At 38.5% G+C, this 26,115-nt stretch carries 24 protein-coding genes; 20 read left to right on the top strand and 4 right to left on the bottom strand.

Features of this window, described 5'->3' with window-relative positions; translation table 11 throughout:
- The first annotated feature begins 50 nt into the window (after positions 1–50).
- The 5 genes from OK414_RS25035 to OK414_RS25015 all read left to right on the top strand — a co-directional run bounded on the left by OK414_RS25035 (position 51) and on the right by OK414_RS25015 (position 4,262).
- Positions 51–218 (top strand): hypothetical protein, encoded by a 168-nt coding sequence (locus OK414_RS25035; RefSeq protein WP_013059463.1) that lies wholly within the window; start codon positions 51–53, stop codon positions 216–218.
- 150 nt (positions 219–368) lie between these two features.
- Positions 369–1,490: an alanine dehydrogenase gene (ald, locus tag OK414_RS25030; RefSeq protein ID WP_016765722.1), complete on the top strand. Its 1,122-nt coding sequence runs from the start codon at positions 369–371 to the stop codon at positions 1,488–1,490.
- Positions 1,491–1,603: 113 nt separating this feature from the next.
- On the top strand, positions 1,604–2,281 hold the full coding sequence (locus OK414_RS25025; RefSeq protein WP_034654962.1) for a metal-dependent hydrolase: 678 nt from the start codon (positions 1,604–1,606) through the stop codon (positions 2,279–2,281).
- A gap of 346 nt (positions 2,282–2,627) precedes the next feature.
- Complete coding sequence (locus OK414_RS25020; protein ID WP_128819500.1) at positions 2,628–2,864, top strand: hypothetical protein; 237 nt, start codon at positions 2,628–2,630, stop codon at positions 2,862–2,864.
- Between the two features lie 81 nt (positions 2,865–2,945).
- A complete protein-coding gene (locus tag OK414_RS25015; protein WP_013059459.1) occupies positions 2,946–4,262 on the top strand; it encodes a CBS domain-containing protein in 1,317 nt (438 codons plus the stop codon).
- A 26-nt stretch (positions 4,263–4,288) separates the two neighbouring features.
- Here OK414_RS25015 and OK414_RS25010 read toward each other — a convergent pair whose 3' ends face one another.
- Complete coding sequence (locus OK414_RS25010) at positions 4,289–4,585, bottom strand: YtpI family protein (protein WP_013085203.1); 297 nt, start codon at positions 4,583–4,585, stop codon at positions 4,289–4,291.
- A gap of 251 nt (positions 4,586–4,836) precedes the next feature.
- Here OK414_RS25010 and OK414_RS25005 point away from each other — a divergent pair, with 251 nt between their 5' ends.
- Positions 4,837–5,775 (top strand): DHH family phosphoesterase, encoded by a 939-nt coding sequence (locus OK414_RS25005; RefSeq protein WP_034648647.1) that lies wholly within the window; start codon positions 4,837–4,839, stop codon positions 5,773–5,775.
- Between the two features lie 38 nt (positions 5,776–5,813).
- Here the strand turns inward: OK414_RS25005 and ytrI are convergent, their stop codons facing one another.
- Both ytrI and OK414_RS24995 read right to left on the bottom strand, forming a co-directional pair.
- Positions 5,814–6,332, bottom strand: coding sequence for a sporulation membrane protein YtrI (ytrI, locus tag OK414_RS25000; protein WP_016765717.1), 519 nt, complete (start codon positions 6,330–6,332; stop codon positions 5,814–5,816).
- A complete protein-coding gene (locus OK414_RS24995) occupies positions 6,329–6,664 on the bottom strand; it encodes a YtrH family sporulation protein (protein WP_013059455.1) in 336 nt (111 codons plus the stop codon). The genes ytrI and OK414_RS24995 overlap by 4 nt, the downstream gene beginning before the upstream one ends.
- Before the next feature lie 141 nt (positions 6,665–6,805).
- On the opposite strand from OK414_RS24995, the gene dnaE reads away from it, so the two are divergent.
- From dnaE to OK414_RS24960, 7 genes are all read left to right on the top strand, one after another.
- On the top strand, positions 6,806–10,156 hold the full coding sequence (gene dnaE / locus OK414_RS24990; RefSeq protein ID WP_095378894.1) for a DNA polymerase III subunit alpha: 3,351 nt from the start codon (positions 6,806–6,808) through the stop codon (positions 10,154–10,156).
- A 200-nt stretch (positions 10,157–10,356) separates the two neighbouring features.
- Positions 10,357–11,586 carry an NADP-dependent malic enzyme gene (locus tag OK414_RS24985; RefSeq protein ID WP_263045131.1) on the top strand — a complete coding sequence of 410 codons (1,230 nt, stop codon included), beginning with the start codon at positions 10,357–10,359 and terminating at the stop codon, positions 11,584–11,586.
- A gap of 79 nt (positions 11,587–11,665) precedes the next feature.
- On the top strand, positions 11,666–12,268 hold the full coding sequence (locus OK414_RS24980) for a FadR/GntR family transcriptional regulator (RefSeq protein WP_016765715.1): 603 nt from the start codon (positions 11,666–11,668) through the stop codon (positions 12,266–12,268).
- Positions 12,269–12,496: 228 nt separating this feature from the next.
- A complete protein-coding gene (gene accD / locus OK414_RS24975; protein WP_013059451.1) occupies positions 12,497–13,378 on the top strand; it encodes an acetyl-CoA carboxylase, carboxyltransferase subunit beta in 882 nt (293 codons plus the stop codon).
- Positions 13,372–14,349 carry an acetyl-CoA carboxylase carboxyl transferase subunit alpha gene (gene accA / locus OK414_RS24970; RefSeq protein ID WP_034648654.1) on the top strand — a complete coding sequence of 326 codons (978 nt, stop codon included), beginning with the start codon at positions 13,372–13,374 and terminating at the stop codon, positions 14,347–14,349. The genes accD and accA overlap by 7 nt, the downstream gene beginning before the upstream one ends.
- Positions 14,350–14,828: 479 nt before the next feature.
- Entirely contained in the window at positions 14,829–16,589 is a 1,761-nt protein-coding gene (gene pyk, locus OK414_RS24965) for a pyruvate kinase (protein WP_013059449.1), read from the top strand.
- A gap of 79 nt (positions 16,590–16,668) precedes the next feature.
- Positions 16,669–17,061, top strand: a complete 393-nt coding sequence (locus tag OK414_RS24960) for an FxsA family protein (protein ID WP_263045130.1) — start codon at positions 16,669–16,671, stop codon at positions 17,059–17,061.
- Positions 17,062–17,100: 39 nt separating this feature from the next.
- Here the strand turns inward: OK414_RS24960 and ytvI are convergent, their stop codons facing one another.
- Entirely contained in the window at positions 17,101–18,210 is a 1,110-nt protein-coding gene (gene ytvI, locus OK414_RS24955; RefSeq protein ID WP_034648659.1) for a sporulation integral membrane protein YtvI, read from the bottom strand.
- Positions 18,211–18,323: 113 nt separating this feature from the next.
- On the opposite strand from ytvI, the gene OK414_RS24950 reads away from it, so the two are divergent.
- The 7 genes from OK414_RS24950 (at position 18,324) to pnpS (ending at position 25,869) form a co-directional block, all read left to right on the top strand.
- A complete protein-coding gene (locus tag OK414_RS24950) occupies positions 18,324–18,785 on the top strand; it encodes a DUF441 domain-containing protein (RefSeq protein WP_013059446.1) in 462 nt (153 codons plus the stop codon).
- Positions 18,786–19,145: 360 nt separating this feature from the next.
- Positions 19,146–20,264, top strand: coding sequence for a citrate synthase (gene citZ, locus OK414_RS24945; RefSeq protein ID WP_013059445.1), 1,119 nt, complete (start codon positions 19,146–19,148; stop codon positions 20,262–20,264).
- A 75-nt stretch (positions 20,265–20,339) separates the two neighbouring features.
- Entirely contained in the window at positions 20,340–21,632 is a 1,293-nt protein-coding gene (gene icd / locus OK414_RS24940; RefSeq protein ID WP_255255780.1) for an NADP-dependent isocitrate dehydrogenase, read from the top strand.
- Positions 21,633–21,660: 28 nt separating this feature from the next.
- Entirely contained in the window at positions 21,661–22,599 is a 939-nt protein-coding gene (gene mdh / locus OK414_RS24935; protein ID WP_016765708.1) for a malate dehydrogenase, read from the top strand.
- A gap of 133 nt (positions 22,600–22,732) precedes the next feature.
- Complete coding sequence (locus tag OK414_RS24930) at positions 22,733–23,209, top strand: MaoC family dehydratase (RefSeq protein WP_016765707.1); 477 nt, start codon at positions 22,733–22,735, stop codon at positions 23,207–23,209.
- A 178-nt stretch (positions 23,210–23,387) separates the two neighbouring features.
- Positions 23,388–24,104, top strand: a complete 717-nt coding sequence (locus tag OK414_RS24925; protein WP_013085192.1) for a response regulator transcription factor — start codon at positions 23,388–23,390, stop codon at positions 24,102–24,104.
- Positions 24,097–25,869 carry a two-component system histidine kinase PnpS gene (pnpS, locus tag OK414_RS24920; protein ID WP_034648662.1) on the top strand — a complete coding sequence of 591 codons (1,773 nt, stop codon included), beginning with the start codon at positions 24,097–24,099 and terminating at the stop codon, positions 25,867–25,869. The genes OK414_RS24925 and pnpS overlap by 8 nt, the downstream gene beginning before the upstream one ends.
- Positions 25,870–26,115 lie beyond the last annotated feature (246 nt).

Genomic DNA, 26,115 nt, shown 5'->3' with positions numbered 1-26,115 from the left:
GTAAAGTTTACATTCATAAAGAAAATAAAGTGAAAAAGGAGAAGTGACATATGAAAGACAAAAAACATCCGCAGCATGTATATGAATATGATTTTGAAGGAGAAAAAGAGACATCAAGACAGCTAATGGATTCTTATTCAAGCGGCGTCATTGGCGATGCTATGGCTTCTGTAGTGGAAAATCCAGAAGCACAGAGTGATAACGAACTATATGAATAACTAGATGCATATACTGTATATAGACTAAGAAAAGCAGGATTATGCTGAGCTCTATCGAAAGGTAACGTCATAGTAAATCCGGTTTTCTAAAGGATTTGGTGTGGCGTTCTTTTTTTAGTTAATCACTGATATAAGAAAAGAGGGATAAAGGTGAAAATTGGAGTGCCGAAAGAAGTAAAAAACAATGAAAATCGCGTGGCTATTACTCCAGCTGGTGTTACAGCTTTAGTTAACGGTGGGCATGATGTATATATTGAAACACAGGCAGGAGAAGGCTCTGGATTCCATGATGAAGATTACACAAATGCAGGAGCTTCTATCGTAAATACTGCAAAAGAAGCATGGGATGCTGAAATGGTTATGAAAGTAAAAGAACCGATTTCAGAAGAATACGGATATTTTCGTGAAGGACTTATTTTGTTTACCTATTTACATTTGGCAGCTGAAGAAGCATTAACGAAAGCATTGATTGATAAAAAGGTGATAGGCATCGCTTATGAAACTGTACAGCTTCCAAACAAAAGCTTGCCTCTGTTAACTCCGATGAGCGAAGTTGCAGGAAGAATGTCTTCTCAGATTGGAGCTCAATTTTTGGAGAAAACCAAAGGTGGCAAAGGGATTTTATTAAGTGGAGTTCCAGGCGTGCAAAGAGGAAAAGTAACAATTATTGGAGGAGGAGTAGCAGGAACCAACGCTGCTAAAATTGCGGTCGGATTAGGGGCTGATGTTACAATAATTGATTTAAACGCTGATCGCCTTCGCCAGCTTGATGATTTATTTGGTAAAGAAGTGACGACATTAATGTCAAATCACTACAATATTGCACAATCTGTAAAAGAGTCAGATTTAGTGATAGGAGCGGTTCTCATACCAGGAGCTAAAGCGCCCAAGCTTGTCACCGAGGAAATGGTTCAAACGATGTCAAAAGGGTCCGTTGTAGTTGATATTGCTATTGATCAAGGGGGGATTTTTGAAACAACTGATCGCATTACCACTCACGATAACCCGACTTATTCGAAGCATGAGGTCTTGCATTATGCTGTTGCTAATATGCCTGGAGCTGTTCCACGTACGTCGACCTTAGCGCTGACCAACGTAACGGTTCCTTATGCTCTGCAAATAGCAAATCAGGGATATAAAAAAGCGTGCTTAAAAAACCCTTCCCTTCTTCAAGGCATCAACACCTTAAATGGGTTTGTCACTTACGCGGCTGTTGCAGATGCACACGGTCTCACTTACGCTGATGCAACAACTTTATTAGAGCAAGCATAATAAGGCATGTTTTTGCGCAGTTTGTGATATGATAGCCGCGTATTCACTTGTTTTGTAACCAAAACAGACGGGTAGAATATAGAAAAGGTTAGTGTAAAAGGAGAGAATATATGATGCACGTTTCTTATCATGGACATTCTGTTGTTAAAATTGAAACAAAAGGAAAAACAATTTTAATTGACCCGTTTATCACTGGAAATGAATTAACAGATTTAAATGCTGAAGATGTAAAAGTAGATGTGATTTTACTGACTCATGGCCATAATGATCATGTAGGCGACACGGTGGAAATTGCTAAGCGCAGCGGTGCACTTGTTGTGGCAGTAGCAGAATTAGCTACATATCTTAGCTGGCAAGGCTTAAACGTACATCCAATGAGCATAGGAGGAGCCTATACATTTGATTTTGGTACGGTAAAATTGACACAAGCTTTCCACGGTTCAAGTTATACAGAAAATAATGAGAAAATTATTTATACAGGAATGCCGGCTGGTTTGCTTTTAACTATTGAAGGAAAGACAATTTATCATGCTGGAGATACGGCTTTATTTTCTGATTTAAAGTTAATTGGTCGCCATGAGCCTGACGTAGCATTTCTTCCAATTGGAGATAACTTTACAATGGGACCTGAAGATGCGGCTATCGCAGCGGAATGGGTGCAGGCAAAGCTTGTTGTGCCAATTCACTACAATACATTTCCTGTAATTAAGCAAGATCCTCATCAATTTGTTGAGTCTTTATCTGGTATTGAAGGAAAAGTATTAAAAGTTGGAGAAGGATTGGATCTTTAATCATAAATAAAGGCGGGGACAAAACGATTTCAGTTAAAGTTAAAAAAGAACGGGTAATCGATAATATCGATTACCCGTTCTTTTTTTATTGTTAAGGTGAACGGAAGTTTCATATATGTAGCGGCTTCTAGCTGTTGATTGGAGGGCAAGACGAAGACTCCCGCGGAAAGCGAAGTCTTGCACGCAAATCAACTGCGGTGTCACAAGCGGTTCAGCTCATGCCTCACATTTGTTCGTCTTTAGATTGAATCGATGCAGTTATGTCTTAATCTCTTTTTATTTGTAAAGAAACGTTCTGCTTTTTTTACTTCCCTGCATACGATAGTAATAATAAGGAGGGAGAGCTATGGAAAAAAATCGAGTTATTTTATCGCTTTTATTATGCGGAGTGATGCTTTACTATGCAATGCCGCACTTAGTGTTAACAACTTCGAGTTTGCAAGGGGTTTTTAGCATAAGCTGGCTTACCTTTGCTCTTTTTGTAGCCGGAGGCAATTTGTCATCACTGCTTTATGCACCGCGCCGCAAGAAGGCAGGTATTCAAAAAAATAGGGCAAGAAAGCCTTTGCGTCAAAGAGGTTAGATTGAATCCATTTCACTTCCCCCGTATAATAAAAGAAAAGACATATGAAACGTAAAAACGTTTTAGAAGGGTGAAGTACACGTGGCGACAAAACATGAGCAAATTTTACAGTATATCGATTCGCTTCCAATTGGTGAAAAAATTTCAGTGCGCCAAATTGCCAAAGAACTGAATGTCAGTGAAGGCACGGCGTACCGAGCAATAAAAGACGCGGAAAATAAAGGATATGTTTCAACGATTGAACGAGTTGGGACCATTCGAATTGAACGAAAGAAGAAAGAAAACATTGAAAAGCTCACGTTTGCTGAAGTAGTAAACATCGTGGATGGACAAGTGCTGGGCGGACGTGAAGGTTTGCATAAAACGTTAAACAAGTTTGTTATTGGAGCGATGAAGCTTGATGCTATGATGAGATATACCGAGGCCGGAAACCTTCTTATCGTAGGGAATCGAGTAAACGCTCATGAATTAGCTCTTGAAGCAGGAGCAGCCGTGTTAATTACGGGCGGCTTTGATACGGAAGAATGGGTTAAGAAGCTTGCGGATGATCTTAAGCTTCCTATTATTTCAACGAGCTATGATACGTTTACAGTTGCAACGATGATTAATCGTGCTATTTATGATCAGCTGATAAAAAAAGAAATTGTGCTTGTAGAGGATATTTTAACACCTATCTCTGAAGCGGTTAGCTTGCAGTTAACCGATACGATTGAAAAATGGCATGAATGTAACGATAAGACTCACCACAGTCGTTTTCCTGTAGTGGATCAGCATATGAAAGTTCACGGTATGGTCACCTCAAAAGATGTTATTGGATATGACCTTTCTACTTCAATTGAAAAAGTAATGACGAAAAATCCGATGACGGTTCACGGGAAAACATCGGTCGCTTCTTCTGCGCATATGATGGTATGGGAAGGGATTGAAGTGCTGCCTGTAGTGGATGATTACCACCGGCTAGAGGGCATTATCAGCCGTCAAGATGTTTTAAAGGCGCTGCAAATGATTCAGCGTCAACCGCAGGTAGGAGAAACTATTGACGACATTGTAACCAATCAATTTATGGACGTGCAAGAGACAAAAGAAGCACCGGTGTATCGCTGTGAAGTAACGCCGCAAATGACGAATTATATGGGGACTATTTCATACGGAGTTTTCACTACTATTGTAACGGAAGCCGCCAATCGTGTTCTTCGCTTATATAAAAAAGGTGATTTGGTTATTGAAAACATCACCGTTTATTTTATTAAGCCAGTTCAAATTGAAAGCGTAATTGAAATTCGCCCTAAGCTATTAGAACTTGGTCGGAAGTTTGCTAAATTAGATGTAGAAGTCTACAATGCCGGGGTTGTAGTAGGGAAAGCGATGATGATGGCTCAGTTATTGGAAAGAGTATAAAAAAAGAAGCTGCTTTGCAGCTTCTTTTACATTTGACCAGCTTCTTTTATTGCATAAGGCTGATAGTACTTGTAAGCTTTGATACCTGCTAATATGCTGCCTGAACCGAATAATACAAATAGTATGCCGATGATAAGCGAAAGGCTTGTTTCGTAAATAAACCATTGATTGATTCCAAAAAATAATACAAAAGAGCCAAGACAAATACTCGACTTAGCGGAAATCCACTTTCGTTCCATTGGGCGTTTCGAACGTACGTATTTTACTTTTAAATACATGTAGAAAACAAAGGACACAACGATTAAAATCATAAAAAATGGCACAGACGCCCCTCCAGTCCGGTGTATTTCTATCCATAATGTTTCTAGATGTTAGTAATGCGTAGTGTTGAAAGTGTTTACAGTAGTATCTATTATTTTACAGGCAGATGACAGAAAATTCTACTATTGATTGATTCTTCTTTCAAAAAAGAGAAGAGATATGATTTAATAAATAATATGGATACAGCGCTGCGGAAATGTAAGTGCATGCGGTACGTACATAAAACAAGAACAGTATTGACAGGAGAGAGAAAATGAAAGCAAAAATATTAGAAGCTATTAAGCAGTTTGACACCATCATTATTCACCGGCACATTCGTCCAGATCCAGATGCATACGGATCTCAGTGCGGATTAGCGGAATTGTTAAAAACATCTTTTCCAGAGAAGAAGGTATACGTAACGGGAGAAGAAGCGGAGTCATTAAAATTTTTATACCGGATGGATGACATCGCTGATGACACCTACGAGGATGCGCTTGTCATCGTTTGTGATACGGCTAATGAAGCACGAGTATCAGATCAGCGCTACGTAAATGGGAAAATGGTCATTAAAATTGATCACCATCCAAACCAAACTCCTTACGGTGATTTGCTTTGGGTTGAGACGTCTGCTTCTTCAACAAGCGAAATGATTTATGAATTTTACTTGGAAGGAAAAGAAAAGGGATTATCTCTGAATGATGAAGGAGCAAAGCTGATCTTCAGCGGTATCGTTGGAGATACGGGTCGATTTTTATTTCCAAATACAAAGCCGAAAACGTTTTGCTATGCAAGTGAATTGATTCAATATGGTTTCGATTTTAAAGATGTATATGATCAGTTATACAAAACAAAAGAAAACGTCGCTCACTTACACGGATATGTGCTGCAAAACTTTACGATGTCTCCAGCAGGAGTGGCTCATATGAAAATTCCGAATGAAATTCTTCGAAAATATGATGTGACACCAGCTGATGCCTCTCAGCTAGTCGGTTCGTTAGGGCAAATTGATGGAGTAAAAACGTGGGTGTTTTTTGTGGAAGAAGAAAATCAAATTCGTGTTCGCCTTCGTTCAAAAGAGCTTGTCATTAATACAATTGCTAGAAAATACAACGGAGGAGGCCATCCTCTTGCGTCCGGCGCTTCCATTTATTCATGGGAAGAAGTAGAGCCTTTACTACTTGATTTAGAAGAGCTCTGCAGTCAGGAGTAATCTGTAAAATAAGCCGTTGATTTTAAATCAGCGGCTTATTATAGTACTTTTTCCATCTTTTTAATTCGAACTTCAATCGAAAGCGTTGTATAAAAATAAATTTGATGAACTTCAACTTCATAAATCGTTTTATCGAATTCGTATTTTTTATTTTCAATTGCTTTTTTTAAGATATCCCTGCTTCGATATGCACTTTCAATATCTTGGGCAATTAAGTGCTGTGCTTCTTTGTCCACGCTTTTTTGAATATTGTATTCAACCACAGAGTTTACTTTATAACGATTGCCGTTTACTAATTTTACTTTCACATTCTGAATAATTAAATGCTGCTTCATTTCCTTGTTTAATGCTTTTACATCTTCTTGCCATGCGCTAATTTGCAAATTTGCTTTTTCTAGCTTATCATTAGCAATTCGAATTTCTTCTAGCTCTCTATCTCTTGAAACGCCATAAATCGTTAAAAACACCCCCCAGCTAACAATTGCTCCAATGACTATGCCGGCAAAAAAACGCTGCCAGTCGGAGCGCTTGAACATTCGCTCGCTGGGTACCCTCATACAAAATGCTCCTGAGTTAACCACTTGATGATAAGAGCCCCGGTCTGAGCTCCTCCCATAGCGGATAGAATTAAAAGGATTTGTTTGAATACATCTTTTGTGGCCCCTTCAAAGAGTCCTCGCTCAAAGCTGTAAAACGTATCAAATGTTCCTCCAATTGCTCCGACAATTGCCCAGATTTTCAAACTATTGCTGAGGGTATGCATGACGTATAAAGGAGATTTGCCAATTAAAAACCCCGCAAATGCTCCAATTAATGAACCGCCTAAAATAATACCTAATGAAGTGAAGTAACTCCAAATGAAAAGAGACATAAAAGGCTCTTTTGTCATGACGTGTCCTCCTTTACTATTTTATCAATGAATCACGCTTCCTACATATATATGGACAAACGCTCAGAGTTATGTAATTTGTCTACGCCGGCAACAAAATTTATAATAAGAATAAAGAATTAAAGAAAGGTGGGAAGTCCTGTGCCTTTTGTTCACTTGCAGCTTCAAAGTTCTTATAGCTTATTAAGCAGTTCCGTTCGTATTAATGAACTTGTAGAAACAGCTAAGAAAATGAACTATGAAGCGATTGCTTTGACTGATGAAAACGTGATGTACGGAGTCATTCCTTTTTATAAAGCCTGCGTGAAAGCGGGGATCAAGCCAATTATTGGGCTCACATTATCAATCCTAGAACATGAAGAAAGCGAGCGAGCGTACCCTTTAGTTTTGTTAGCGGAAAATGATAAGGGATATGAAAATCTATTAAAACTAAGCAGTTTAGTTCAAACCAAGGAAAAACACGGTGTAAATAAAAAATGGCTCCATCATTACAGCGGAGGGTTGATTGCTATTACACCCGGTGTAACTGGAGAAGTTGAAACCCTGCTAGCAGAAAACAAACTTCAAGATGCTAAGCGAGTGCTTCAATTCTTTAAAAAAGTATATTCGCAGTCTTTGTATATATCTATACAGCGCCACGGACAGGATGAAGCTTTTATAAATCAGCAGTTAACGGAACTTGCCGCTGAAGAAAATATTCCGCTTGTTGCGACGAATCAAGTGAAATATTTAAAAAAAGAAGATCGGGATGCGTATGAGTGTTTAGCAGCTATTCGAGACGGAGAGAAATTACATAGCGATGAAGAGGTAAAAAGTAAGAGCAGCGAGTACTATTTCAAATCACCTGATGAAATGGAAGATCTCTTTCATGACCAGCATTTTTTAATAGAAGAAAGTATAAAAATCGCAAGACGATGCGAGCTCGAAATTTCTCTAGGCGTAATGTCCATTCCAAAATATCCTGTTCCCCCGTCTGTTACATCATCAACCTACTTGCGCACTCTCTGCGAAAAAGGATTGCAAGAAAGAGTTCAAGTGATCACGGAACAATATGAGGAACGCTTGGATTATGAGCTAAACATTATTGAAAATATGCGCTTTAGTGATTACTTTCTTATCGTATGGGATTTTATGAATTATGCTCATGAACACGGTATTTTAACGGGTCCAGGCCGAGGTTCAGCGGCAGGCTCACTGGTCTCATACGCCTTGCGAATTACAAATGTTGATCCAATTCAGCATCAGCTTTTATTTGAGCGCTTTTTAAATCCTGAACGTATTTCGATGCCTGATATTGATATTGATTTTCCTGATAACAAACGAGATCAAGTCATTCAGTATGTGGCGCAAAAATATGGAGGGCTGCATGTAGCTCAAATCATTACATTTGGAACACTAGCAGCTAAAGCAGCCGTACGTGATGTAGGGAGAGTGATGGGATTTGATCAAGAAGCGCTAAACAAAATGTCCAAAGCCATTCCAACTAAACCAGGTACAACGTTGAAAAGCGCTCTTCGTGATTCAAGAGTTCTTCAAGACTATTTATCTGAAAATGAAGCCAGAAAACAATGGTACAACATTGCCATGAAGATAGAAGGACTGCCAAGGCATACTTCTACGCATGCAGCAGGCGTTGTGATTAGTGAGAAGCCGCTGACGCAATCTGTAGCTGTACAGGAAGGACATGACGATGTATATCTGACTCAATATCCAATGGAAGCTCTGCAAGACGTTGGGCTTTTGAAAATGGACTTTTTAGGTTTGCGCAACTTAACCATTTTAGATCATATTTTAAAGAAAATTGAGCGGGATATGAATCGAAAGCTGTCACTGTCTCATATACCATTTAACGATCAGAAAACTTTTGAACTGCTGAGCAAAGGGGATACGACCGGTATTTTTCAGCTAGAGTCAGATGGAATGAGAAGAGTGCTTCAGCAATTAAAACCTACAGAGCTAGAAGATATTGTAGCAGTTAACGCGCTGTATAGACCTGGTCCGATGGAAAATATTCCAACCTATATTAAGCGCAAGCATGGAGTGGAGAAGGTAATATATGATCATCCTACGCTCAAAGACATTTTACAATCCACGCACGGCGTTATCGTGTATCAAGAGCAAATTATGCAGATTGCTTCAAAAATGGCCGGTTTTTCTCTTGGAGAAGCAGATTTGTTGAGAAGAGCAGTTAGTAAAAAAGAACGGGCAGTGCTGGATCGTGAACGAGCTCATTTTATCCAAGGAAGCAAGAAGAAAGGGTATGACCTATCCGTTGCTAATCGAGTGTATGACCTTATTGTGCGTTTTGCTGATTATGGCTTCAACCGAAGTCATGCTGTTGCTTACAGTATGGTAGCCTATCAGTTAGCTTATTTGAAAGCACATTACCCGCTGCAGTTCTTTTCAGCTTTACTAACGAGCGTTATTGGAAATGAAGGGAAAATTGCTCAATATATTAATGAACTAAAAAGAAAAAAAATACAAGTTCTCCCACCTTCTATTAACAAGAGCATGTATTCGTTTAACGTAGAAGGTGAAAGTATAAGGTATAGCCTTGCAGCGATTAAACATATTGGTGCAGCAGCTATGCAGGAAATAACAGAAGAGCGAAAGAAAAAAAGATTTGAAGACTTATTTGATTTTTGTGCCCGTGTTTCACAAAAAGCCGTGAATAAAAAGGGGCTTGAAGCTTTGATTCTATCTGGAGGCTTTGATGAGTTCGGAGAAAATCGAGCTACTTTATTAGCAACGATTGATGTAGCGTTTGAACATGCAAGCTTGGTACTCCCAGATGATGACTTTGGATTTGGAGATGAATTTTCGTTAAAACCTAAATATATGGAAAAAGAGGAACTGAAAATAGAAGATCGGCTTCAGTATGAAAAAGATATGCTAGGTTTTTATTTATCAAGCCACCCTGCTTCTCAGTATGAAGCACTGAATTCCTTTTATTCTGTTGTTTCTCTTCACGATATGAAAGAATACGCTTCAGGAAAAGCGGTCTCTCTTTTAGTATTTGTGTTGGAAATTCGCGTCATTCGAACGAAAAAAGGAGAGCAAATGGCCTTTTTACGCATCACGGATGAAAGTGGAGAAGGAGAAGTTGTTGCGTTTCCTCGCGTATTTGAGCAGAATCGTCTGCTGTTTGAACAAGGTACGGTTTTACTGATACAGGGAAAGATAGATGAAAGAAATGGGCAGCAGCAAATTGTTTGTCAACGTGCTGAAGCTGCTAGCGAGGCGGTTCAAAAACTACCGTCAGAAGAATTATACTTACGTATAGAAACAAAGCAAGGTACAGAAAAGCTGCTTCATACTATTTACCAGCACTTTCAGTCTCATAGAGGGAAAATTCCCGTGAAAATTTATTATGAGGCAGAAAGTCAATTGGTCAAGCTTCCCGTTCACTATTCTATTGAACGAAGCGACGAGTTAATAAAAACTTTAAAAGCAATGCTAGGAGAGAAGCACGTTGTGTTCAAGAAGATATAGTCTTTACAGATTTCATGTGATGTTATATGGTAAAATAGTTAAAAAAGTGGTCTGACCACCGTTTTTTATGAAATATACGAATTAGATGCGTTTTTCTTGAAATGAAATGCAATTGGATTTATAACATCATATGAGTGTGGGAAAGAACATGGTTCAGGCGCAGTATTTGTTATCATTTTGTTTATTGGGAGTGAAATTCATTGTCTTTACGTGAAGAAGCATTGCATATGCACCGCATTAACAAAGGTAAACTAGAATCAAAGTCCAAAATTCCTGTTCGAAACGCAGAGGATTTAAGCCTTGCTTATTCCCCTGGTGTAGCAGAACCTTGCAAAGAAATATATGATGATGTAAACAATGTATATGAATATACGATGAAAGGAAATATGGTAGCTGTTGTATCTGATGGCACTGCCGTATTGGGCTTGGGCAATATAGGTCCTGAAGCTGCTCTGCCAGTAATGGAAGGGAAAGCTGTCCTTTTTAAAAGTTTTGCCGGCGTAGATGCATTCCCAATTTGTTTAAACACGACAGATGTGGACAAAATTATAGAAACTGTTAAATTGCTAGAACCTACTTTTGGAGGCGTTAATTTAGAAGATATTGCGGCTCCTAACTGTTTTGAAATTGAAGAGCGGTTGAAAAAGGAAACAAATATCCCGGTTTTTCATGATGATCAGCATGGGACGGCTATTGTTACGGTAGCGGGCCTTCTTAATGCCCTGAAGCTGACAGGAAGAAAAATGTCACAAATCAAAGTGGTAGCGAATGGAGCAGGAGCTGCTGGCATTGCTATTATTAAATTATTATACAGCTATGGAGTGCGCGATATCATTATGTGTGATTCCAAAGGAACGATTTATGACAAGCGTCCTCACGGCATGAACCGTATAAAAGATGAAGTTGCAGCCTATACAAATCGAAGCAAAGTAGAAGGTACGTTAGCTGATGCCTTAGAAGAAGCTGACGTATTTATTGGAGTTTCGGTTGAAGGAGCACTCACACCGGAGATGATTGGAAAGATGAATCCAGACCCAATCATTTTTGCAATGGCAAATCCGGTGCCTGAAATTATGCCAGAAGAAGCTAAAAAAGCTGGCGCGAAAGTAATCGGCACCGGACGTTCTGATTTTCCTAATCAAGTGAACAATGTCTTAGCGTTTCCGGGGATATTCCGAGGTGCACTAGATGTACGTGCTACTCATATTAATGAAAAAATGAAAATGGCTGCAGTTGAGGCCATTGCTAATTTAATTACGGAAGAGGACTTGAATACAAACTATGTGATTCCAGGTCCATTTGATGCACGAGTGGCTCCGGCAGTAGCCGCCGCTGTTGCAAAAGCAGCTATGGAAACAGGCGTTGCTCGGATAAAGGTAAAGCCAGAAGCCGTAGCTGAAAACACACGTCGCTTAGCGATTATTGAATAAGGTTACATCAACTGTTCTTTGACAGGCATGATGCTTCAAGCATGCCTGTTAAAGTAATGTAAAGTGAGTGGTAGTAAACTTGAAGAATGAACGTTCAAAAGTATATGTAGAAATTCTAAAACAAATTCGCCAACTAATGGAAGACGATCGTTTAACTACGGGGGATAAAATCCCGTCAGAACGAGAGCTTTCTGAACGGTTAGGCGCAGGACGTTCTTCCGTTCGAGAAGCGCTCAGAGCGTTAGAGCTAATTGGGCTGATTGAAACTAGAAGAGGTGAAGGTACGTTTATTAAAGAAGTAGGGGATCATCAATTTATTGATTTATTAGCTACTTTTTTAGTACAAGACGGTAAAACAAAATCAGATTTAATTCAGACTAGATATATTCTTGAAAAGAGCTGTTTGTATTTTGTTTTAGCGGAACAGGACGAAATCAATGTTTCGAAAGCAATTCAAAAGCAGAATGACGATTGTTTGAAGAACTTGTTTGACTATTTGTTTTCTTTGCAGCCTAATCGGCTATTACACCGAATCTGGCTGATTATTTGCCGTTTTTCTCAAACTTTTCAACAAAACTCAGCGCCAAGCGACATTCTGATAAGTGAATTAGTAGAGGCGTTAGCTAAAAAAGATGAAGCAGCTGTATTAAATCTTCACCATCAGTGCTACAAACAAGTGTGAAAGAAGGAATTTGTCGAAAGAGACATGCCATCTTTCTACACAAAATCAAACAGTCATCTAGTAAAGTAAATAGCAACTAACTAAAGTGAAGCGAACAATTCGTCCAATTTTTGTCTATCCGTCACTTGATTTGTATTTGAGGCGGATTTTCACAACTTGTAAATAGTAGAAGAAGAGGAAGAATAAAGGTTCTTATGATAAAGAAAAGAACCAAAAGGAGGTTACACCTTGTTACGAGATTTATTTACAAAAAACACAAAAACTCCAAAAAAACGAAAATATGCTACGATTCCTTCTGAGCATATGAGACAAGATGTACCTGAAGGAATTATGACCAAGTGTAAAAAGTGTAAAAAAATAATGTATACGAAAGAGTTAAATAAAAACTTAAAAGTATGCTTAAACTGTGGATATCATCACCAAATGACAGCACCAGAGCGTATCGAAAGCTTAATCGACAGCGGAACGTTTGTTGAATACGACAAAGATATGACGTCAGAAAATCCTCTTGGGTTCCCCGATTATCTTGAAAAGCTCGAAAAAGATCGTGAGAAAACTAATTTAAGTGAAGCGATTGTTACGGGTGAAGGAGATATTGAAGGCATTAAAGTAGTAGTTGCTGTTATGGATTCACACTTCCGTATGGGAAGCATGGGTTCTGTAGTCGGCGAGAAAATTACTCGCGCCATTGAAAAAGCGAAGGAAATGCATGTTCCATTCCTTATTTTCACAGCTTCAGGCGGTGCACGTATGCAAGAAGGTGTTCTGAGCTTGATGCAAATGGCTAAAACTAGCGCAGCTCTTAAAATGTTCAGTGATGAAGGCGGCTTAATCATTTCGATTATGACACATCCTACTACAGGAGGCGTGTCAGCAAGCTTTGCTTCGTTAGGTGATTATAATTTAGCCGAGCCGGGCGCGTTAATTGGCTTTGCTGGAAGACGTATTATTGAACAAACAATTAGAGAAGAGCTTCCAGAAGATTTTCAGACGTCAGAATTTCTGTTGAAGCATGGTCAGCTAGACGGAGTTATTGACCGTCATGATTTAAAAGAAACGTTAACAACTATTTTAGATATACACGTAGCAGGAGGTGACATCGAGTGGTAAGCGAATTAGAATTTGAACGTCCAATTGTTGAGTTGCGAAACAAGATTGCAGAGCTTAAAGAGTTTGCTAAAAATACAGAAGTGGATTTATCTAGCGAAATTGATAAGTTAGAAAATCGCTTAGAAAAAGTAGAAAACGATATTTACAATCATCTAAGCCCATGGAACCGTGTTCAAATTGCTCGTCATCCTGAGCGTCCTACAACACTCGATTATATTTCTCGCTTGTTTACAAACTTTTTAGAGTGTCATGGAGATCGCTTTTATGGAGATGATGAAGCAATCGTAGGAGGAATTGCTAAGTTTAATGGCGTGCCTGTTACCGTGATTGGACATCAGAGAGGTAAAGATACGAAAGAAAATATTCGCCGTAATTTTGGTATGCCTCATCCTGAAGGCTACCGTAAAGCACTGCGTCTAATGAAGCAAGCGGAGAAATTTAACCGCCCAATTATTTGCTTTATTGATACAAAAGGAGCTTATCCAGGGAAAGCGGCAGAAGAGCGCGGACAAAGCGAAGCTATTGCGAAAAACCTTTTCGAAATGGCTGGCTTAACTGTACCTGTTATTTGCATTGTAATTGGAGAAGGAGGGAGCGGGGGAGCCTTGGCATTAGGTTTAGGAAATCACCTTCATATGCTTGAGAACTCGACGTATTCAGTTATTTCTCCAGAAGGAGCGGCAGCCATTCTTTGGAAAGATTCTTCTCTTGCGAAAAAAGCTGCTGAAACGATGAAGATTACAGCACCAGATTTGAAAGAACTGGGTATTGTAGATGAAATGGTTTCAGAGGTAAAAGGCGGAGCTCACCGAGATATCGATGCACAAGCTGGATACATGGAGGGCATTATCAAGAAATCATTAAAAGAGCTGATGAATTTATCAAAAGAAGAGCTAGTGGAAGAGCGTTATTTAAAATACAAAAAAATCGGACAATTTGTAGCTGAAAACGATGCCATTACTATAAAATAAAGAAACGTGCACTCTTGAAAAATAAGGGTGCGCGTTTTTGTGCGGTTTGTATAGCCCTTCTCTATTGTGTTTACAAGTTCTTCGTGGTATTTTATAGACAGCAAAAACCTTTAAGTAAAAGTAGAAAAAGAGTGTTTTTAAAAAATTTCCTATGGTTATTAGCAGCTGTGCTAGCGTTTGTCTTTTCTCTAAAACGTGAGATATATAAGACAAATCAGGCAGCAAGTATTGCTGTATGAATTGCAGGGAATAGTAAAACAAGAAGCAAACGATGAAGAAATTCATCGTTAAAGTGCTGTGTATTTGTTTGCTATTTGATTCAGCGCTACATAGGTATTTCATAAGTTACACGTAAAGCAAGGTGAACAAGTCAGGACAACAAAATATTTGTTCACAGCCTGCTAGTACAAGGTTAGTAAAAGAAATAGCTATTTGCCCTATCTAAAGAGTAAATAGTAAATATATAGGAGGAAATTTGAATGCGTAAAACTAAAATTGTATGTACTATTGGACCAGCGAGTGAAAGTGTAGAAAAATTAGTTGAACTAATTAACTCAGGCTTAAACGTTTGTCGTCTAAACTTCTCTCACGGTGACTTTGAAGAGCACGGTGCACGTATTGTTAACATTCGTGAAGCTGCGAAACAAACAGGTAAAACAGTAGGTATCTTACTTGATACAAAAGGACCTGAAATTCGTACAAACACAATGGAAAATGGTGCAATTGAGTTAGAAGAAGGCTCTGAAATCATTGTTTCTATGACAGAAGTAGTGGGAACAACTGAAAAATTCTCAATTACATATCCAGGTCTAATCGATGACGTACACGTAGGATCAAAAATCCTTTTAGATGACGGTTTAATCGGTCTTGAAGTACTCGACATCAATAAAACTGATGGTGAAATCAAAACAAAAGTACTTAACCCTGGTACATTAAAAAATAAAAAAGGTGTAAACGTGCCAAACGTAAGTGTAAACCTTCCTGGTATCACTGAAAAAGATGCAAGCGATATTGTATTCGGTATCGAACAAGGCATTGATTTTATCGCTGCTTCTTTTGTGCGTCGCGCATCTGATGTATTAGAAATTCGTGAACTACTAGAAAAACACAATGCAGCTCACATTCAAATCATCTCAAAAATCGAAAACCAAGAAGGCGTAGATAACATCAAGGAAATTCTTGAAGTTTCAGACGGTTTAATGGTTGCTCGTGGTGACTTAGGAGTAGAAATTCCTGCTGAAGAAGTACCATTAGTACAAAAAGATCTAATCAAACAATGTAATGCGCTTGGCAAACCAGTTATTACAGCTACACAAATGCTTGATTCAATGCAACGCAACCCGCGCCCGACTCGTGCGGAAGCAAGTGACGTTGCCAATGCTATCTTTGATGGTACAGATGCAATTATGTTATCTGGTGAAACAGCTGCAGGTTCTTACCCAGTTGAAGCTGTACAAACAATGCATTCAATTGCTTCTCGTGCTGAGCAAGCTCTAAACTACTCTGAGATTTTACAACAGCGCAGCAAGCAAGTTGGCCCATCTATTACAGATGCAATTGGACAATCTGTTGTACACACAGCGCTTAACTTAAACGCTAGTGCAATTGTAGCGCCAACAGAAAGTGGTTATACAGCGAAAATCGTTTCTAAATATCGTCCGCAATCTCCAATCGTAGCTGTTGCAGCAAACGATTCTGTTGCACGTCGTCTGTCTCTAGTATGGGGTGTTACACCAGTTGTTGGTGAGCGCGTAAATACAATTGACGATATGTTAGATCACGCTGTAAATGACGCAGTAAAAACAGGCGTTGTAGCACACGGCGACTTAGTGGTTATTACAGCTGGTGTTCCAGTTGGAGAATCAGGTGCAACGAACTTAATGAAAGTTCAAGTTGTAGGTGACGTTCTTGCTAAAGGACAAGGAATTGGTCGTAAAGCAGCAGTTGGTAAAGTAGTTATTGCTAAAACTGCTGAAGAAGCAAATGCAAAAATGACTGAAGGTGCTATCCTTGTTACAAACAGCACAGATCGCGATATGATCAGTGCAATCGAAAAAGCAGGAGCTCTTATTACAGAAGAAGGTGGTCTAACAAGCCATGCAGCTGTAGTAGGGTTAAACTTAAGCATTCCTGTCATTGTAGGCGTAGAAAATGCAACAAGCGTATTCTCAGAAGATCAAGATATTACAGTTGATGCTTCACGTGGTGTCGTATACAACGGACACGCAAGCGTACTGTAAGAACACGTAGATGATAGAAAAAAGAGAAGGGGAATCCTTCTCTTTTTGTTTAGCCAATTCAATAAGCGAAGAGGTGATGATGGTGAGGAAGCTCCTTCCGCTCCTTCTTATTGTACCTGCTGTTGAGGTAATGATTTTGATTTATTCAAGTCATCTCATTGGTGTAATGTCAACATTTTTACTGATTATTGCTACCAGTTTTATTGGTGCGTTTCTAGCGAAAAAACAAGGAACATCTCTTTTTCAAAAGGCACAGCGTCAGATGAGCCAGGGACATGTTCCAAGCGGTGAAATCCTTGATGGTATGTGTGTACTATTTGGCGGACTGTTTCTGCTGTTTCCAGGCTTCTTGACAGATGTTGTGGGCTTTATCTTTTTACTGCCGTTTACACGCAGAATCGTTAAGCCTTTTCTTTTAACGTGGCTAAGAAGATTTTTTCAAGGACGTAATCGAATGACGACTATTCGTTAACTAGAAAGTGTGTGAAAGAAGCTTCTTTCACACACTTTTTCATTTTCCTATAATAAATTCCCACGTTTCTTTAAAAACCCCCGTTGTATGAAGTGTTTTTAGAATAACAAGAATCACAGGGCCAGCTATTAATCCGAAAAATCCAATCAATTGATATCCTACAAATAAAGAAATTAATGTAGCGAGAGGATCAAGACCAATACTTGATGACAAAATTTTTGGTTCCATAATTTGTCGCTGCACAAGTACTACAGCATATAGTACCGAAAGCCCTACAGCAAATGACACGTTATCTGTGGCAAAGGCATAAATCATCCAAGGAACAAAAACCAGTCCTGTTCCGAGGTAAGGAAGAATATCTACTAGGCCAATCAATAAAGCGACTGTAATAGCATAATCAACCCTAAGAACAAGTAAACCAAAAAGAACGATGATTGTGGTAATCGAAATAAGCGTAAGCTGAGCTTTAATAAATCCAAACAGTGCATTTTTAAGCTCCAGAACAACTGTCTGTCCATTTTCTCTTACTTTTTTAGGAATAAACATGCTGCTTTTAGCCATCAGCTTGTACCAATCTTTACTAATAAAAAAAGTAGCCAGCAATGAAAAAATAATCACAGTAGCTGCATTAGGCAATACGGATAAAAGTACTGGGATGCTTTGCAATACATTTTGCAGAAAATCGCCCACCGTTTGAGCGATATGGTTGCCTACCCCTTTAATGTTCGATAAAATAGTTGCTTGCTGACCAGTATTTAAGTTATTAAACATAGAAGTAATACGTTCATAAAACGGAAGTATTTGTTCTGTAGCAATATTTTCAATAAATATGACCACTTCTTTGAAATTTGTGGGAACAACTTTCGCTAAATACGTACTTCCTGCAATGATTTCTGTGATAAGTAACGTAATAAGTCCGGCCAAAAGAGAGAAGATAAGAACCATTGACAGTAAAACAGCTAAGTAGCGAGGTAAACGCAGCTTCAATTCAAATAGATTAACCATAGGATTTATAAAAAAAGCGATGCAGCAGGCGATAATAAATGGATATATGAGAGAAGAGACATAATAACTAAGAAATATAGATGCTGCAATAATTACCAACACACAAGCTAAGCGAAATAGTCGATGTAAATGAAGCTTGTACACAATAAATAGAGGCCTCCTTGTAAACGATAGTCAACAAAAGAAAAAGCTACTCATAAAATATTTACGTAATACGCTTTAGATTTATCACAATAAAAAAAGAAAGGATGAGTAAAATGTTCTCACAACCCATGCTTTTTTTAGCTGTTTTACTCGTAATTGGATTAGTGGCTAAAAATCAATCATTAATCATTGCAGTTGCATTTTTACTTATTTTAAAATTAATCGGGTTAGACGGTAAGGTTTTTCCGTTTCTACAATCAAAAGGAATTAATATTGGAGTAACGGTTATTACAATTGCCGTTCTTGTGCCAATTGCAACAGGAGACATAGGGTTCAAACAATTAGGAGAAGCTGTGAAATCTTCGTATGCCTGGATTGCTCTAGGAGCCGGAATTGCTGTAGCAATTATTGCTAAATATGGACTTACACTCTTGGAAGATGATCCGCATATTACGACCGCTTTAGTTTTTGGCACAATTCTTGCTGTGGCGCTGTTTCAAGGGGTAGCAGTAGGTCCGTTAATCGGTGCTGGAATCGCTTATTTATTTATGAAATTAACCGAACTTTTTTCGTAGAAATTTTTGTATAATAATAATTTTTTTAAAATTTCTTCTCTCTTTTGATTCACAAAAGTCAGATAATTGTTTATAATATATTTTGAGGCCGCATCTTTTTACATACAATTGTATGTTTTACCTATAGGGCTGTAACAAAGCAATGACACATGCAGATGTTTTGATTTTGTGTGTTATTGAAACAAATGGAAATGTAAGCATTTTCTTTACGTGGGGTGAAGGAATGTTCTTCCAAGATATATATTCAAAAGAGGCGCTTCGTATATCATTTAATGTCTAGTTGAGCAGAGGCTCAATTTTGTTTTTCACGTTTTACACAGAAAGGTATGGGGAATTTTTTCTGTAAAGGAGTGGAGATTTATGACAGCAACTCGAGGTCTAGAAGGGGTAGTCGCTACAACGTCAGCAGTAAGTTCAATTATTGATGACACTTTAACATATCAAGGCTACAATATTGATGATTTAGCGAATTATGCAACATTTGAAGAAGTGGTGTATTTACTATGGCACGGAAAATTACCTAACAAAGAAGAATTATCTGTGTTTTCTAGATTACTAGCAGAAAACGCTAAATTACCCCAAGAAGTCTTAGAGCATTTCAAAACTTATCCAATTAAAGATGTTCATCCAATGGCAGCTTTAAGAACAGTCGTATCACTATTGGGGTTGTACGATCCTGAAGCTGATTTAATGGATGAAGAAGCAAATTATCGCAAAGCTGTTCGTTTGCAAGCACAATTACCAACGGTGGTAACGGCTTTTTCAAGAGTCCGTAACGGATTAGAGCCAATTGAACCAAACGAAAACTATAGCATTGCCGCTAACTTTTTATATATGTTAACCGGCGAAGAGCCAACTGATATCCAAGTAGAGGCATTTGATAAAGCACTTGTCTTACATGCTGATCATGAGCTAAATGCTTCAACTTTTACAGCTCGTGTCTGTGTGGCAACGTTATCCGATATTTATTCAGGAATTACAGCCGCTATTGGAGCGTTAAAGGGTCCTCTTCACGGGGGAGCGAATGAAGCTGTTATGAAAATGTTGTCTGACATTCAAACAGTTGAAAACGCGGAACCTTATATTCGCGAAAAGCTCGCGAAAAAAGAAAAGATTATGGGATTTGGACATCGTGTGTATCAGCAGGGTGATCCTCGTGCCAAGCACTTGAAAGAAATGTCTGAAAAACTTACCAAACAAGCAGGAGATACAACGCTATACGATATGTCAGTGAAAATTGAAGAGATCGTAACAGGCGAGAAAAAACTTCCGCCAAACGTTGATTTCTATTCAGCTTCTGTATACCACAGCTTAGGGATTGATCACGATCTATTTACTCCGATCTTTGCCGTAAGCCGCGTATCAGGATGGATTGCTCACATTTTAGAGCAGTATTCAAACAATCGTTTGATTCGTCCAAGAGCTGATTATATCGGTCCTGGAAAACAAACGTACATTCCGCTTGAAGAGCGCAGCTAAACAATGTGACGAAGGTGCTCACGTTCGTTGAGCACTTTTCCATAAGTGAAAGTAGACAAATTTTTTAAGGAGGTCATTCTCATGACAAAAGGTGAACAAATTTCTGTAGCAAACGGCGTGTTAAACGTACCAAATAACCCAATTATTCCATTTATCGAAGGTGACGGAATTGGCCCGGATATCTGGGCAGCAGCTTCTCGCGTATTAGAAGCAGCGGTTGCAAAAGCATACAATGGTGAAAAAGAAATCGTTTGGAAAGAAGTATTAGCAGGTGAAAAAGCATTTAATCAAACTGGCGAATGGTTACCGGAAGAAACGTTAGATGCAATTCGCGAATACATAATTGCAATCAAAGGACCATTAACAACACCAGTAGGCGGTGGAATTCGTTCTCTAAACGTGGCATTGCGTCAAGAATTAGACTTATTCACATGCTTACGTCCTGTTCGCTACTTTGACGGCGTACCTTCTCCAATTAAGCGCCCTGAAGATACAGATATGGTTATCTTCCGTGAAAATACCGAAGATATTTATGCTGGTATTGAATATGCGAAGGGTTCTGAAGAAGTACAAAAGCTTGTTTCATTCCTACAAACGGAATTAGGCGTAAATAAAATCCGTTTCCCTGAAACTTCTGGATTAGGTATTAAGCCTATTTCTTCTGAAGGAACAGAGCGTCTTGTGCGTGCAGCAATCAACTATGCAATTGAACAAGGCCGCAAGTCTGTTACGCTTGTACACAAAGGTAACATTATGAAATATACAGAAGGCGCATTTAAAAATTGGGGCTATGAGCTAGCTGAAAAAGAATTCGGCGATAAAGTATTTACTTGGGCTCAATATGACCGTATCGTTGAAAAAGAAGGTGCACAGGCTGCAAACAAAGCTCAAGCAGAAGCGGAAGCAGCAGGAAAAATTATTGTAAAAGATTCAATTGCAGATATCTTCTTACAACAAATTTTAACTCGTCCACGTGAATTCGATGTAGTAGCAACAATGAATTTAAATGGAGATTACATTTCAGATGCATTAGCAGCACAAGTTGGTGGTATCGGAATTGCTCCAGGAGCAAACATCAACTATGAAACTGGACATGCTATCTTTGAAGCAACTCACGGTACAGCACCTAAATATGCTGGTTTAGATAAAGTAAACCCATCTTCTGTATTATTATCAGGTGTGTTAATGCTTGAACACCTTGGCTGGAACGAAGCAGCGGATTTAATTATGAAATCAATGGAAAAAACAATTGCTTCAAAAGTAGTAACATATGATTTCGCACGTTTAATGGATGGTGCAACAGAAGTGAAGTGTTCAGAGTTCGCTGATGAATTAATTAGCAATCTAGGAAAACAAGTAACAGTTTAATAGCTATTCATTTAGGGGAGGAATTATAATGGCAAATATGCGTAAAAAAGTATCTGTTATCGGAGCAGGCTTTACGGGAGCTACAACTGCTTTTTTAATTGGTCAAAAAGAGTTAGCTGATGTTGTATTAGTTGATATTCCGCAATTAGAAAATCCAGCTAAAGGTAAAGCGCTGGATATGTTAGAAGCAAGTCCTGTACAAGGATTTGACGCTAACATTACAGGAACAGCCAACTACGAAGACACAGCTGATTCTGACATTGTCATTATTACAGCTGGTATCGCGCGCAAGCCAGGTATGAGTCGCGATGATTTAGTAACAACGAACCAAAAAATCATGAAGTCTGTTACTCAAGAAGTTGTTAAATACTCGCCAAACTGTCACATCATCGTGTTAACAAACCCGGTAGATGCTATGACGTATACAGTATTTAAAGAATCTGGTTTTCCTAAAAACCGCGTAATCGGTCAATCAGGCGTATTAGATTCTGCACGTTTCCGTACGTTCGTAGCGCAGGAGTTAAACATTTCAGTAAAAGATATCACAGGTTTTGTACTTGGTGGACATGGCGACGATATGGTGCCTCTTGTACGCTACTCATATGCTGGCGGTATTCCTCTTGAAACGCTTATTCCAAAAGCGCGTCTTGAAGCAATTGTTGAAAGAACACGCAAAGGCGGCGGCGAGATCGTTAACTTATTAGGTAACGGAAGTGCATACTACGCGCCTGCTGCTTCCTTAGTGGAAATGACAGAAGCGATCTTAAAAGATCAGCGTCGTATTTTACCAGCGATTGCTTACCTAGAGGGTGAATATGGTTATAACGGGATCTACTTAGGTGTTCCAACCGTATTAGGAGCTGCAGGAATTGAGCAGGTAATTGAATTAGAACTGACTGAGTCTGAAAAAGCTTCTTTAGATCAATCAGCAAAATCAGTTAAAACTGTCATGGGTGTATTAGCTTAATACAATAAAATAGGTTTGAGTATAGGTTTTTATCAATATTCAAACAATAGTCACAAGGAAAATTCGAGGGAAACCTCGAATTTTTCTTGTATATAAAGAAAAGCTATTACTTTATACAAAAGGTGGAATGATGATGGTATTAGGTAAAAAACAAAAAATAGGCCGAAGTATTGAAGATATAAAAGTTGGAGAAAAATTAACGCTAACGGAACGAATTGAAGATAAAGACATCTTATTGTACTTAGGGCTGACAAATGATTCTAACCCTTTATACATTCAGCATGATTACGCATCTCAGACCCCTTTTAAAAAACCTATTGTGCCAAGTATTATGATTACCGGTATTATGACAGCAGCCATTTCAAAGTATTTGCCTGGACCTGGAAGCCACGTTGCAGAACATACGGTAGCCTTCCCCAAAAAGATTCATCATTATAGCACGATTGAATTTTTATTTGAAGTGACAGAGGTAGATGTTTCTTCTAGAACTGTTACGATTGAGGTGGAAGCGGTCAATGAGCAAAAAGAGAAAGTAGTAACGGCGCGGTTTCTTGTTTATCCGCCGTTTAGACTTCCATCAGTAGAGACACACGACTTTGAAAATTTTTAAAACACCTTAAATATTTATAAATATAGAAGAAACTGTTTGGTCATATTTTCTGAAAATGTTGAAATGTATTGGAGAACGAGGCTAAAACATTGTATGATAAGAGAAGATAAATAGAAAATAATATCATTTGGATGAAGCTGCGGTTTAATTTAACTAGATGGAGGCTTATATCGTTAATATGAGTAAGAAATTATTAGTCGTAGATGATGAACAATCAATTTCAACATTATTACAATATAATTTACAGCAAGCTGGCTTTACAGTAGAAACAGCTGAAGACGGGGAAGAAGGATACAACAAGGCACTAGAAGGAAAACCGGATTTAATTGTGTTAGACTTGATGCTTCCTAAGATGGATGGAATTGAAGTTTGTAAAAAGCTTCGTCAGCAAAAAGTGATGACGCCTATTTTAATGTTAACTGCAAAAGACGATGAGTTCGACAAAGTATTAGGGCTAGAGCTTGGCGCAGATGACTACATGACGAAACCATTTAGCCCTCGAGAAGTAGTAGCGCGTGTAAAAGCCATTTTACGCAGAACACAAATCATTGCTCAGGAAAATGAACAAGAGGAAGATGGCGAGCGCATCATGATCGGTGATTTAAAAATTCTTCCAGATCATTATGAGGCCTACTTTAATCAAGAGCAGCTTGAGCTTACTCCGAAAGAATTTGAGTTATTATTATATTTGGCAAAATACAAAGGACGGGTATTAACTCGTGATCAGCTGCTAAGTGCAGTGTGGAATTATGATTTTGCCGGAGATACGCGAATTGTAGATGTTCACATCAGCCATTTGCGTGAGAAAATTGAGCACAATACGCGAAAACCTGTTTATATAAAAACGATTAGAGGATTAGGATATAAGCTGGAGGAACCAAAGGTAGATGAATAAATTTCGTTCAAGGCTACTTTTGGCTCTATTAGTACTTATTATTATTGTATTAGTAGGTCTTGGCCTGCTGCTGGGACAGTTGTTTAAAAACTTTTATTTTCAGACGTTTCAAGAGCGAATGGAAAAAGAGGCAAAGCTTGTAGAAATGTACATTAGCGAAGAAGGTATCACAAGTCCTGCTTTAAAATCTAAAGTTGATCAAATCAGCCATTCGTTAAGTGTACGAACGACTATCGTTCAAAAAGACGGAAAAATATTAGTTGACTCAAATCCAGGCAGCAAGCAGCAAAGAATCGAAAAAAGTATCGTAATCCAACAAGTATTAAAAAAGCAGTTAAACAGTAAAAAAAGCTTTGATCAAATTAAAGAAGATTATGACTTATATTACTATGGTATCCCGCTGATTATAGAAGGTAAGCAAGAGGGATTTGTTGTGCTGAGTACATCGTTTGATTCATTAAAACAAGTAAATCAGCAAATTTGGGGCCTTCTTATTGGAAGCTTAGGTCTAGCTTTGATTGTGATTTTACTTTTAGGTGTAAAGATTATGGGACGCTATACCCGTCCTATTGAATCGGCAACCAAAGTGGCTATGGAACTTGCAAAAGGGAATTATAAAGCTCGTACATATGAAGATTATGTAGATGAAACAGGGATGCTGAGTCAGTCTATTAACGCACTTGCTCGTAATCTGCAAGAGTCTATCACTAATCAAGAAATGCAGCAGGACAGGCTGCGCACGCTAATTGAAAATATGGGAAGCGGCATGCTTCTTATTGATAGTCGAGGCTATATAAACTTAGTGAATCGAGCTTATAAAGAGCAGTTTCATATACATCCGGATGACTTCCTTTATCATTTGTATTACGAGGTATTTGAGCATAGAGAAATCATTAAGCTTGTGGAAAAAATATTTATGACGGAAGTAAAGGTTCGAAAACAAGTGGTCCTGCCTTTAAATATTGAACGAAGATATTTTGATGTTTACGGAGCGCCGATTATTGGCTTAAACGATGAATGGAAAGGGATTGTGCTTGTTTTTCATGATATTACCGAGCTAAAAAAACTAGAACAAGTTCGCCGTGACTTTGTAGCGAATGTGTCTCATGAACTAAAAACTCCTATTACGTCTATAAAAGGGTTTAGTGAGACATTGTTAGACGGTGCCATGGAAGATCCACAGCTGCGCCAGCAGTTTCTATCGATCATTTTAACGGAAAGTCAGCGCATGGAGAGCTTGATTCAAGATCTTTTAGATTTGTCTAAAGTTGAACAGCAAGGCTTTAAACTAAGCATTCATTCAGTAGATTTGAATACGCTTCTTTACGAAGTGACGACCGTGCTATCAAACCGAGCAACTGAAAAAGAAATCACGCTAACGTTAGATACGCTTCCAGAAGAAGCGTGGATTGATGGTGACAGTCAGCGCCTTATGCAAGTGTTTGTTAACTTAATCGGCAATGCGCTCATGTATACAATGCCTGGAGGAACTGTTCACGTTTCGCTTGAAGAGGAAGAAGAAACGATTACGGTTCATGTTCAAGATACAGGTATCGGTATTGATTCTGATGAAATTTCACGTATTTTTGAGCGCTTTTACCGAGTAGATAAGGCAAGAAGCCGTAATTCCGGAGGAACAGGTCTTGGATTAGCAATTGTTAAACATCTTGTTGAAGCTCATAAAGGGGAAATTGAAGTGAAAAGTGAAGTCAATAAAGGGACAACTTTTTCGGTGAAGCTGCACAAGTATTTGCCGCAGATGTAAAATGTTTACGTTCCTTTTACAATTTATTTAATGTAGCTTAATAATTAATTGATACAATTTTTCATGGAAACCCCTTCATCCAAGGAGCCAATGTGTAAGGCGAAAATAGCTTTAACCGTGCTATTTTCGCCGATTCTTTTTGACAATTTCTATCCATTCACATGTTACACCGCCTAAAATAACTAGGCGGTGTTTTTATTTTATGATGTACAGATCTTATCACCACATGAAAATAAAACGTTGAAC

Source organism: Priestia sp. JV24 (assembly GCF_025910025.1).
GTDB lineage: Bacteria > Bacillota > Bacilli > Bacillales > Bacillaceae_H > Priestia > Priestia megaterium.
Note: the sequence above shows the minus strand (reverse complement) of the source record. Positions and strands in the feature narration are given on the sequence as shown.